The organism is Macrococcus animalis, assembly GCF_047425875.1.
GTDB classification, from domain to species: domain Bacteria; phylum Bacillota; class Bacilli; order Staphylococcales; family Staphylococcaceae; genus Macrococcoides; species Macrococcoides animalis.
In genome coordinates this window covers 229,859-242,679 of sequence record NZ_CP179727.1, presented here as the reverse complement: position 1 = coordinate 242,679, position 12,821 = coordinate 229,859, and the positions used below count along the sequence as shown (strand labels likewise).

General features: G+C 32.8%; 8 protein-coding genes. 6 read left to right on the top strand and 2 right to left on the bottom strand.

Annotation, left to right across the window (positions count from 1 at the left end; all coding sequences use genetic code 11):
• Positions 1–22 precede the first annotated feature (22 nt).
• Together ACMGE9_RS01230 and pulA are read right to left on the bottom strand one after the other, a co-directional pair.
• Positions 23–1,663, bottom strand: coding sequence for a phospho-sugar mutase (locus ACMGE9_RS01230; protein WP_414044424.1), 1,641 nt, complete (start codon positions 1,661–1,663; stop codon positions 23–25).
• Between the two features lie 90 nt (positions 1,664–1,753).
• On the bottom strand, positions 1,754–3,829 hold the full coding sequence (gene pulA, locus ACMGE9_RS01225) for a type I pullulanase (RefSeq protein WP_414043441.1): 2,076 nt from the start codon (positions 3,827–3,829) through the stop codon (positions 1,754–1,756).
• Between the two features lie 258 nt (positions 3,830–4,087).
• On the opposite strand from pulA, the gene glgB reads away from it, so the two are divergent.
• The 6 genes from glgB (at position 4,088) to ACMGE9_RS01195 (ending at position 12,717) form a co-directional block, all read left to right on the top strand.
• Positions 4,088–6,016 carry a 1,4-alpha-glucan branching protein GlgB gene (gene glgB, locus ACMGE9_RS01220; RefSeq protein ID WP_414043440.1) on the top strand — a complete coding sequence of 643 codons (1,929 nt, stop codon included), beginning with the start codon at positions 4,088–4,090 and terminating at the stop codon, positions 6,014–6,016.
• 49 nt (positions 6,017–6,065) lie between these two features.
• Positions 6,066–7,214 (top strand): glucose-1-phosphate adenylyltransferase, encoded by a 1,149-nt coding sequence (locus ACMGE9_RS01215; RefSeq protein WP_414043439.1) that lies wholly within the window; start codon positions 6,066–6,068, stop codon positions 7,212–7,214.
• A complete protein-coding gene (gene glgD / locus ACMGE9_RS01210; RefSeq protein ID WP_414043438.1) occupies positions 7,214–8,317 on the top strand; it encodes a glucose-1-phosphate adenylyltransferase subunit GlgD in 1,104 nt (367 codons plus the stop codon). The genes ACMGE9_RS01215 and glgD overlap by 1 nt, the downstream gene beginning before the upstream one ends.
• A 19-nt stretch (positions 8,318–8,336) precedes the next feature.
• Positions 8,337–9,737 (top strand): glycogen synthase, encoded by a 1,401-nt coding sequence (locus tag ACMGE9_RS01205; protein ID WP_414043437.1) that lies wholly within the window; start codon positions 8,337–8,339, stop codon positions 9,735–9,737.
• A gap of 11 nt (positions 9,738–9,748) precedes the next feature.
• Positions 9,749–12,154 (top strand): glycogen/starch/alpha-glucan phosphorylase, encoded by a 2,406-nt coding sequence (locus tag ACMGE9_RS01200; protein WP_414043436.1) that lies wholly within the window; start codon positions 9,749–9,751, stop codon positions 12,152–12,154.
• Positions 12,155–12,414: 260 nt separating this feature from the next.
• The gene (locus ACMGE9_RS01195; RefSeq protein WP_414043435.1) at positions 12,415–12,717 is read left to right on the top strand and encodes a hypothetical protein; all 303 of its coding nucleotides are present in this window, start codon (positions 12,415–12,417) and stop codon (positions 12,715–12,717) included.
• Positions 12,718–12,821 lie beyond the last annotated feature (104 nt).

Below are 12,821 nucleotides of genomic sequence, written 5' to 3'. Positions count from 1 at the left end.
TTTATTTTTATAGTTTAATTTATTAGCCAAAAATAGCTGCGTTAATTTTTTCTGCGATAGTATCGATATCTTCTGTAATCATAGACACATATAATTTTATTTTAGGTTCTGTTCCAGAAGGGCGAAGTGCAATCCATCCTTCTTCAAAATAGAACTTTAATACATTTGCTGGTGGTAATTCAATTTTAGTTACACCCTCAATAGTCTTAGATGTCTGTGCTTCAAAATCTTCAGTTTTAATAACTTTGAAACCGGCAATCTCAGTAGGTGCATTTTTACGGTTTTCTGACATAATCGTATCAATTTTTACTTTACCTTCTTGACCTTCAAAAGTATGTGAGAATAATTTCTCTTGATATTTACCGTATTTCGTATAAATATCATTCATTGCATCAACAATTGTTTCACCATTATTTTTTAACTCACTTGCAAGTTTGATTATTAAAGGTACGATTTGAACAGCATCTTTGTCACGGACAAAAGGTCCAGCCATATAGCCATAACTTTCTTCATATCCAAAGATATAATTGTAATCCATATTTTCTTCAAATGAAGCAATTTTTTCAGCGATAAATTTGAAGCCAGTTAATACGTCAAACATTTTAACGTTATTTTGTTCTGCAATAACTTTCCCTAATTCACTCGTTACGATAGATTTTACTGCAGCTCTATTTTCTAAATTACTTGTTGATTGAATGCGGTAATTTAATAATAAAGCACCAATTTGATTTCCGTTAAAGTAATGGAACTCTCCGTTAACATTCGCTACTATACCCATTCTATCAGCATCAGGATCAGTTGCAATAAGTAAGTCAGCATTACTTTTCTTCGCATATTCAACAGCCATATCAAATGCATCACGATCTTCTGGATTAGCTGATTTCACTGAAGAGAAGTCTGCATCTGGCGTTGCTTGTTCTTTTACTACTTCGTATTGATTGAAATTTAAGGCATCTAATAATTCAGGTACGATGGGAACGCTAGTACCGTGTAAACTAGTGAATACAACTTTTAAGTCAGACGCTGGGATTTCTTGCACTAAATTTAGAACTTCATGTTTATACGCTTCAATAATACTGTTATCTACATATTCAATTAACCCTTTATCAAGTAATACTTGTTTATCTTCAGTTTGTAAATTAAACACGTTATCAATTTTATCGATATATTCGCTTACCTTAGCAGCACCCTCAAGCGCTAATTGTCCACCATCTGGACCGTATATCTTTATACCGTTATATTCTGGTGGATTATGGCTTGCTGTAATCATTACACCTGCATCCGTTTGTAGATGTCTTACACAATAAGATAATTCTGGTGTAGTATGATAACGATCAAACATAAATGCTTTTACACCGTAGCTACCTAATACACATGCAATTACATCACAAAATTCTGGGGAGAAGTGACGCGTATCATAAGCAATAACGACTGTTGCATCTTTTTTTACTTCGTTTAAGTATTTCGCTAAACCCGTCGCAACTTTTTGTACAGTATATTTATTAAGTCTGTTAGGTCCTAATCCAATTTTACCTCGAATACCCGCTGTTCCGAAAGCGAGTGCTCCAACATAGCCATCTTCTTTTAAACTTTCAGAAGTTGCTGAATAAGCTTCTTTTGTAATTAAACTATTATTTAAGTTTTTTTCCCATAATTCACGTATTGACATGTGACCCATCTCCTTAAATTATTATTATCTTTATTAAAACACGACAATGATGACGTTTACAATTATTATCTATTAATATTTTCCCTATAATCGTTTTTTTAATACAACGTATTCATAAGGGCTTAAATCATAGAAATATTTAATGCGTGTACCTTCTAAATGATTAGATAAAATGACTTCGAACTCCCCGAGTCGTGGTAAATTCACGATATGGTGTAATGGAGTAGGGTTAAATAATAGAATTAACTCTGACTTCGTATCAAACATTAATATCCCAATTAAAGGATGTTCTAATTCAATGGGAATCACGCGTTTTTTTATCTTTTCGATGTTTTTTGTTCTAAAGATGCGGTGCGTATTACGAATTTGAATTGCACGTTTAATGCGCTCAATATCGTCTTTATATTTAATGCGACGATTCCAGTCAATACGGTTGATAAAATCACTTAAATTATAAGTGTTGCCATGACCATGTTTTGTTCTGTAAAACTCTTGGCCAGCGTGGATGAATGGTGTGCCAAGTGCAAATATTGTAAACATAGTAGCAAGTTGATGGATTTTATTTTTCTCTTCAATCGATTTTTGACTCGTATAATTAATTCTGTCAAATAATGTGTGATTATCATGTACTTCAACATAGTTCACAGTCTGAGTAATAGGAAGTTCGCCTTTACGGCCAACAAATAAATTAAACATACGTTCATAAAACTTACCGCCACCATTAAAGTAACCACGATCCATCAAGTTAAAGTTGTTACCTTTTAATGTATCTCTAAAGTAATCATTAAAAAAGTGTATTTCCGGTACTTTATAAGCATTTTCATGCGTAGTTTTTATTTCACTCGGCATTGCCGTTGCTAAATCCCAGCCTTCACCTAATAAAAATGCATTCGGATTGTCATGCATAACGACAGTTTTTATTTGTTGCATTGTTTTAATATCTATCGTACCCATAAGATCGAATCTGAAACCGTCGATTTTAAACTCATGAATATAATATTTAATTGTATCAACAAAGAATTTACGCATCATAATACGTTCTGTTTTTGTGTCATTGCCTACACCTGTCCCATTACTTACATTACCGTCATTATGATATCTGAAATAATAACCTGGTACTAACTTTTCAAAAGAAGAAGTAGGCATATGATATACATGATTAAAGACGACATCTAAAATAACACTGATGCCTTTGTCATGAAATGCTTTAACTAATTGTTTTAGTTCTTGAATACGATATGCTGCATTGCTAGGTTTTGTTGAATAACTACCATCAATAGTTTGGAAGTATTCGGGGTCATAGCCCCAATTATATGTTTTTTCAAACTCAATATCATCGACGCGTGCAAAGTCGTTAATTGGCAGCAATTCAATATGTGTAATCCCAAGACTCGTAATGTAATCAAAGCCAGTTGATTCACCCGTTTCAGTGGTTGTATTGGGTTCAATTAGACCAAGTAATTTTCCTTTTTTATCAGGTGAGACTCCGCTATTCGGATGCATAGTGATGTCACGAACATGAATTTCATAAATTAATGCATCTTTTTGCATCGTTTCTGGACGGGGTGTTTCAAGGAATCCATCAACGTTTGTTTTGTTAAAGTCAATGACCACAGATTCTGAGCCATTTAATGTTAAACCTTTTGAGTAAGGATCATTAACTTGAACCCAATTGTGATTAATATAAGCGTCATAGTGGTAGCTTTGTAAATGATAGTTTCCATATAAAGTAATGCGGTGTGCACCATCTGGCAACTTTTCCATCGTATGGACTTTATCATTTATATTTAGTTTCACTACTTTTGCAACAGGTGACCATACTGTAAACGTTGTTTTATTATCTCTAACAACGGCACCAAGTTCATGATGTCTTGCATCATATTTGTGTTCAAATGCATCAGTTTGTGTGACCTTTCCTAAATAAACAGGTATTTTTAATTGTCCGATATGGATAAAAAATTTATCCGAAATTTCTATGGGTCGATCTGTATTAAATTTATAAAAAGATTGATCATTTAAATGAATAATTTCATATAGATCTAAATCATGTATAAATTTATTACTTACGAGCTGTATGGACTTAAAGAAGTCATGTGGTACTTCAATGTAATCATAATGTAGTGTGATGCAATTAAAGTCATCAATATATGCTGTGTTCATAAGAACCTCCTGTCACGTCCATTATAACTAGTTTTTCAGTTTGGTGTAACAGAAATGATATTAATACAAAAATAAACGGTTGAGATGTATAATAATAAATATAATATTCTTTAAATTATGAATTTTTGTGCTTAAATCCGTACATGTTAACAATATTGTAATGATATCTTAATGTTAATTTACACTAATTGACGTAAATTTTACTAAGTTATCATATAATTAATTAGTATAGAGAATAAGCCTATTAGGGGTGAGTGGATGATATCAGATTTAGATAAGTTTTTATTTCATCAAGGCACGCATTATGAATCCTATTCTTTTTTAGGCGCTCATTATAATGCTGAAACAAATACTACGACATTTACAGTGTGGGCACCAAATGCAAAAAATGTTGCAGTGGCACTCAATCAGAATAACTGGTCAGGAAAAGATTTTGATTTAGAACGTATCAAAGATAGTGGTTTGTTCTCAGGTACCTTTAATATCGGTTTAAATACAGTGTATAAGTATATGATTACACCAAAAGTTGGACAGCCCTTTCTCAAGTCTGATCCATATGCATTTTACGCAGAGAAAAGGCCGTTAACTGCTTCAATAGTTTGTAATATTGATTATAAGTGGAACGATAATCAATGGATGGATAAACACCGTAAAGATAATCATTTAACAGCACCTATGAATATTTATGAGGTCCATCTAGGCACTTGGAAAAAGCATGATGTGGAACGTGATGCGATGGATACGATTGATTCTTATACCGACAAAACTTATTTCACATATCGAGAAATGACTGAATCACTTGTACCTTATGTGAAAGAAATGGGCTATACCCATATAGAGTTAATGCCAATTACTGAACATCCATTTGATTTAAGTTGGGGTTATCAAGTAACAGGATATTATGCACCAACTTCCCGTTATGGTACACCACAAGACTTTAAATATTTTGTAGACCAGTGTCACCAAAATAATATCGGTGTTATTTTAGACTGGGTGCCAGCACATTTCTGTAAAGATGATCATGGTTTACGTCAATTTGATGGTACTCCAATATTTGAACATCAAGATTCATATCGTGCTGAAAAACGAAATTGGGGGACTTTGACATTTGATTTCGGGCGTACAGAAGTTCAAAGCTTTTTAATTTCTAATGCGTTATTTTGGTTGAATGAATATCATATTGATGGCCTGCGTGTCGATGCAGTACATAGTATGACTGATTTAAACTTTGAGAACTTGGAATTACATGAGAAAATTTATAATGAAGATGGGACTGGAGAACATAAAGAAGCGATAGCATTCATTAAGAAATTGAATAGCGTGATTCATCATTTTGCACCCCACGCAATAATGATAGCTGAAGATTCATCAGATATTACATCAATAACCACGCCAGTTGCAGAAGGTGGTTTTGGCTTTGATTATAAATGGGATTTAGGATTTATGCATGACACGCTTGATTACTTTGAAGTGTTGCCTGAAGAACGTCAAATGCATCACAATCATCTCAATTTTCCAATGATGTATCGTTACAATGAACAATATATTTTACCTTTTTCCCATGATGAAGTAGTGCATGGTAAATTATCAATGCTAGATAAGATGCCTGGAGATGAGTGGCGTAAATTTGCTCAGTATCGATTATTATACGGTTATCAATTAACGCAACCTGGCAAGAAATTGAACTTTATGGGTAGTGATATCGGTATGTACGCTGAGTGGAAAGATAAAGAGCAGGTAGATTGGTTCTTATTAGATTATCCAGTGCATCATAGCTTACATCAATTTATTAAAGCATTTAATAAATTATACTTACGTGAAAAGGCATTATTTGAATTGGATTACGATCAAACAGGGTTTAAATGGATTGATGCAGATAATAATCATCAACGCATATTAAGTTATATACGTCGAGCAGCTGATGGTACAGAATTAGTTATTGTTTTAAACTTCTCACCAGAAGTCTATTATGATTTTAAAGTAGGTGTATCAACACCGGGTAAGTATAGAGAATTATTTAATTCTGATAAGAGCATTTATGGTGGTTCAAATCAGGTTATAAAGAGTTATTTATTCAGCGAACCAAGTTCAATGCATGGTTTGGAGCATTCAATAAAGGGGAAAATACCACCATTAGGTTTTGTAATTTATAAGAAAGTCAAAGAGAGAAAAAGTACAAATAAATAGGCGTTTTCTGCAAGACAATATAAATAATATATGAATAGGGGAATTCAATATGTCTAAAGAAGTAGTAGGTATGTTATTAGCAGGTGGTAAAGGAACAAGGCTAGGACAATTAACAAAGGAAGTGGCTAAACCGGCAGTACCTTTCGGAGGTAAATACAGAATTATCGATTTTACTTTAAGTAATTTATCGAATTCTAACATTCATACGGTGGGTGTTCTTGTTCAATATGCACCTTTAATGTTAAACCGTCATATTGGAATGGGAAAACCTTGGTCATTAGATAAGCAAGATGGTGGTGTTACAGTTCTTGCACCTTTCGCTGATCAAACAGGTGCGTCATGGTTTGAAGGTACAGCTGATGCGATTACAAAAAATATTCACTTTATCGATCAATATGATCCAGAATATTTATTGATTTTATCTGGTGATCACATTTATCAAATGGATTATCAAGCAATGCTTGATCATCATAAAGAAAAGAATGCTGATGCTACGATTTCTGTTATAGAAGTACCATTTGAAGAAGCGAGTCGTTTCGGTATTTTAAATACTGAAGACGATTTAAAGATATATGAATTTGATGAGAAACCCGCTGTTCCGAAAAATAATTTAGCTTCAATGGGAATTTACATTTTCAATTGGAAAGTATTACGTGAGTACTTAATTGAAGACGAAAAAGACACAAATTCTGAACATGATTTCGGTAATGATATCATTCCAAAAATGCTTGAAGATAATAAGTTATTATATGCTTATCGTTTTGAAGGATATTGGAAGGACGTTGGGACTATTCAATCATATTGGGAAGCAAACATGGACTTATTAGAAGAAGATTTATCTGAATTATTAAACAGCAAAACTTGGCCAACATTCTCTCACGAAGAAAACTTACCGCCACAATTTATTGGTAGTGAAGCAAATATTACAGATTCATTGATTTGTCCTGGATCTTTTATTTTTGGCAATGTAGATCATTCTGTATTATTCAGTGAAGTTACAGTCGGAAAAGATTCAAACATTATAGATTCAATAATCCATCCACAAACATCGATTGGAGAAAATTGTAAAATAAACAAAGCGATTATTATGCATAAAACTGAAATTCCAGATGGTACAGTTATTGATGGAACGCAATGTGAAGAACCGATAGTTGTTGGACCAGAAAATTTGAGTGAGTATACAGGGGGGATAAAGTAATGAGATCATTAATGGGATTAATAAATATAGAGAATGAACATGATTTCTTAGAAGAATTAACTTACTTCAGAAACGGTGCGAGTGTACCTTTTGCTGGGCGTTATCGATTAGTAGACTTTAGTTTATCTAATATGGTTAATAGCGGTGCGAATGAAGTTGCATTATTTGTAAACCAGAAGTACCGATCTTTAATGGATCATTTAGAAAATGGCGATAATTTTGGATTAGATGACAGAAAATCTCGTTTATTCGTATTACCACCAGACTGGCATGATCCTACTGATATTTCTCGTGGGGAATTACGCCACTTCCATAATAACCGTGATTTCTTTTTACGATCTAAAGCAACGGATGTTATTATTTCTGGATCACAATTCATTGCAAATACAGATTACAAAGCAGCATTTAAACATCATATAGCAACGGATGCTGATATTACATTAATTACTGAACATAAAGATCAATTAGAAGAAATGCATAGTTCTTTATTACGTGTGAATACTGAAGGAACGAGAGTTAATTTCTTGAATCATGACCAAGAAAACCATCATATTTTCACAGGCACTTATATAGTGAAAAAAGAAAAATTATTTGACATTATGAATTTCTGTATTCAGAACTATAAAGAAAGTTTCTTTATTCAAGGTATTCAAGAACGCATGCAAGATTTAAATATAACATTCTTTGATATTGAAGAAACAACAATGTATATCAATTCGTTAAAGGCATTTTACAAATGTAATTTAGATATATTAGATCCTGATAAATACAAAAAAATCTTCTTAAAAAACCACCGTATTAAAACAAAAATTTCTAACCAACCTCCAGCAAAATATAAAAATGGTTGTGTAGTGAAAAATTCAACAGTAGCAAATGGATGTATTATTTCTGGACATGTCGAAAATAGCATACTTTATCGAGGTGTTGAAGTTGAAGAGGGTGCAGTAATAAAAAATTCTATCATTATGACGAATTGTTGTATCCATAAAGATGCTTATATAGAAAATGTTATTTTGGATAAAGATGTTGTGGTCAATGAACATCAAAAATTAATTGGATCAAATGATAAACCATTTGTAGTTGCCAAACGACAAACAATTTAAAGAAAGTTGGAAAATAAATATGAAAAAAGTATTGTTTGTGGCTTCAGAATGTACCCCATTCTTTAAATCAGGAGGACTAGCCGATGTTATCGGAAGTCTTCCAAAATACTTAAATCAATCAAATGATTGTGAAGTACGTGTGATTCTACCAATGTATTCGAGTTTGAAAAAAGAATATCGCGATATGTTAGAGGAAGAAATGGTATTCCAAACGCCAGTTGGATGGCGTTTCCAGTATACACGTATTTTATCGTTGGAACTTGAAGGAATTAAATATTACTTTGTAGATAATTTACAGTATTTCGGTAGAGATGGTATGTATGGCTATGAAGATGATTGTGAACGTTTTGTATTCTTTTCAAATGCAGTGATTGAATTCATTTATCGAAGTGAATATAAACCTGACGTATTGCATGGACATGATTGGCAAGCCGGTGCCGCAGTCGCTATCTGTAATATTAAGAAGCCTGTTGAAGGTATTCAAACTGTATTCACAATTCATAATATAAAGTATCAAGGCTTATTAATGTATGATGCTTTTGATGACGTATTTAATCTTGATCGAGCACATTTTGCAGGTTTTGAATGGAATGGTATGTTGAACTTATTAAAGGCTGGTATCTTCCATGCAGACAAGATTACGACAGTTTCACCTAGCTATGCCGAAGAAATTAAGACACCCTATTATGGTGAAGGATTAGAAGGATTACTAAATATGCGTCACCATGATTTAATAGGTATCGTCAATGGAATAGATATTGATGATTATCATTCTATGAAGGATAAATCAATTCCAGTAAACTTTAAGAGTTCAATTCCGAAGAAACAAGAGAACAAAACTATCTTACAAGAAAAAATTGGTTTACCTGTTAATAAAGACATTCCAATGTATGCTATTATCACAAGAATGGTAGAACAAAAAGGATTAGATTTAGTAATGCGTATCCTAGAAGAATTTATTCAACAAGATGTTCAGTGTGTTATTTTAGGAAATGGAGATTATCATTATGAGCAGTATTTCCATTATTTAAGTGATAAATATCCTAAAAAAGTAAGTCTTCATTTAGGATTTAATGAAGCATTCTCAAGAGAAATATATGCAGCAAGTGACTTCTTTATTATGCCATCATTATTTGAGCCATGTGGTTTAAGTCAGTTAATAGCGTTGCAATACAAATCAATTCCAATCGTTCGTGAAACAGGTGGATTGAAAGATACAGTAATACCTTTTAATTTTGAAACCTATGAAGGAACAGGATTAACGTTTGCAAATTACAATGCCCATGAATTATTAGACAGAATGCATGCGTCACTTTCGATTTATCATAATAAAGATGAATATAAAGCATTAATTAAGAACATTACCAAAGTAAATCATAGTTGGAATGCATCAGCACAAAAATATCTTGAGATCTATTAAGGAGACCTTCAATGAAAATTTATTCTAAAACAGAATTCCGTGAACGCCTGGAGATGAAATTAACGAACAAACGAACAGCAACAATAGAAGATACGACAGATACTGATTTATTTTATGCGATTTGTTCAATATTAAAAGATGAAATCAACCAAGCGAGTGTTGAAACAAAAAAAGTAAACATAGAGAAAAAGAAACGTCAAATCAACTACTTATCAATGGAATTTTTAATTGGTCGTTTAATTGAAAGTAACTTATTAAATGCAGGATTATTAGAAGTTTGTAATGAAGTGTTGACTGAATTAGGTAGAGACCCTAAAAAAGTATATAGCGAGGAAAATGATGCTGGTTTAGGTAACGGTGGATTAGGTCGTTTAGCAGCATGTTTCTTAGATTCTATTGCTAGTCTTGGTTATTTAGGTAATGGTTTCGGTATTCGTTACCGTTATGGATTATTTGAGCAAAGAATAGTGAATGGTAATCAAATTGAATTACCGGATAACTGGTTACAAGAAGTATATCCATGGGAAACGCGTAAGATAGATGAAGCGATGCATGTTAATTTTGGTGGAGAAGTAACGAGTGAGATTGATGAGAACGGCAACTTTAAATTCAAGTATCATAACCAAGAAACAGTACTTGCAGTGCCATATGATGTTGGTGTAGTGGGTTATGACAATAATGTCGTTAACCAATTACGTTTATGGAGTGCAGAATTACCGGCTGATATAGTCGATCACGGGGATTATAAGAATAGGTTAGAGCATATGCAGAATGTGGAGAGGATTTCTGGATTCTTATATCCTGATGATTCTACGGAAGAAGGTCGATTCTTACGTTTGAAACAACAATACTTCTTAGTGTCTTCAACGATTCAAACGTTAATTAAACAATTTAAAGAAAAATATGATTTACCAATTACAAAGTTCCATGAATTTCACTGTATTCAAATTAACGATACACATCCAACATTCGGTATCCCTGAATTAATGCGTATCTTAATGGATGAAGAAGGTTTAGGATGGGATGAAGCATGGGCAATTGTAACAAGAACGTTTGCATATACGAACCATACAATAATGCAAGAAGCATTAGAGAAATGGCCAGTAAGCCAAGTTCAAAAAGTTAATCCAAGAATTTTTATGATAATTAACGAAATCAACGAAAGATTCTGCCATGAAGTATATGAAAAGCATCCTGAAATGCATGACAAAATAGCTGACTTGGCAGTGATTAGCAATGATGTCGTTCACATGAGTAAATTAGCAATCGTAGGATCATTTTCAGTAAATGGTGTTGCAGCATTACACTCAGAAATTATCAAGGATCATACATTTAATGATTTCTACCGTATTCAACCTGAGAAATTCAATAACAAAACAAACGGAATTACACACCGCCGTTGGCTCATGACAGCAAACCCAGGTTTAACAAATTTAATTAATGATGCAATTGGTGATGCTTGGCATAAATCACCCCAAGAATTAACACAATTAATGCGATATTATAATGACGAAGCATTCTTAAATAACTTAGCGGATGTGAAGTTAGAGAATAAACGTGTATTAAAAGAAGTGATCTATCAAAAAACAGGTATTGAAGTAGATGAGAATTCAGTGTTTGATGTCCAAGTAAAACGTTTGCATGAATATAAACGCCAATTATTAAATGTTTTACACATTATTTATCTTTACAATGAAATCAAACGTAAACCTTCTATTAAGATTCAGCCTAGAACATTTATATTTGGAGCGAAAGCTGCACCAAGTTACCATATTGCAAAAGAAATCATCAAATTGATTCATGCAGTAGCAACTGTTGTGAATAATGATAATGATGTAGATAACAGAATTAAAGTTGTATTCTTAGAGAATTACAATGTTACATTAGCTGAAGACATCATGCCAGCAGCTGAAATTTCTGAGCAAATCTCTACAGCATCAATGGAAGCATCAGGAACGGGTAACATGAAGATGATGATGAATGGTGCTGTGACATTAGGTACAATGGATGGTGCAAACGTTGAGATTGCTGAACTAGTTGGTAAGGAGAACATCTTTATCTTCGGATTAAGTTCACAAGAAGTAATCAACTATCAGAATAATGGAGGCTATCAAGCAGAAGCGATTTATCAAACAGATGCAAGAGTCAGAGGTGCAATGGATGCTTTGAAGAATGAACAATTCGGACGTGACTTTGCATTTAATGATTTGTACTACCATGTCCTTACAAATAATGATCCATACTTTTTATTAAAAGATTTCAATTCATATGTTGATATCCATTTAACAGCGATGGCGACATATCAAGATAAGAAAAAATGGAATCAAATGAGCTTGATGAATATCCTGAAATCAGGACAATTCTCAAGTGATAGAACCATTCAACAATATGCAACTGACATTTGGAAGTTAGTATAAGATAGGTTGAGCCAACCCTAGTGATGGGGTTGGTTTTTTTGTTGAAAAATTTTCCTTAAAGAGTGGAATCTATGTATTTGATATTAGAATACCGCTAATCCTTTATAGTATTGGCGGAATCGGCGAATTGAAAAATGAAATATCGCTAATCCTTTATAGTAATGGCGGAATATTTAAAAAAATAAGAAAACGCTTAAATTATTACTATAAAAATAATCATTCTTTAGATATAATTTAAATAAATGGAAGGAGTGGTTAAAATGACTAATCATATAATGAGTGTAAATGCATCGATGAGTTTATATCGTTCAACACTTGTACCTGGTAAGTTGAATTTATACGAAGATGTTATTACTTTTGAAGCGCAAGGTCCACTAGCTGGCACAGAAGTGAAAGATACGTTTCTATTAAATGAAATTAAAAGTATTAGAAGTGGTATTTCAACAGTGCCATTTCGTATTTCAATAATGGAGAAGAGTGGTGAAGCTTGGCTTTTTGACCAAGTAAATCGTAAAGAAGCAAAAGCATTTGTAGAGGCATACAAAAATGCCGTTGGACAGTAGTCCAACGGTGTTTTGCTGTAAACAAACAATCTTAAATCCTAAATAATACACAAACATTATAATCATCCATGTATTATTTCATAATACATGTTATATATATGGTA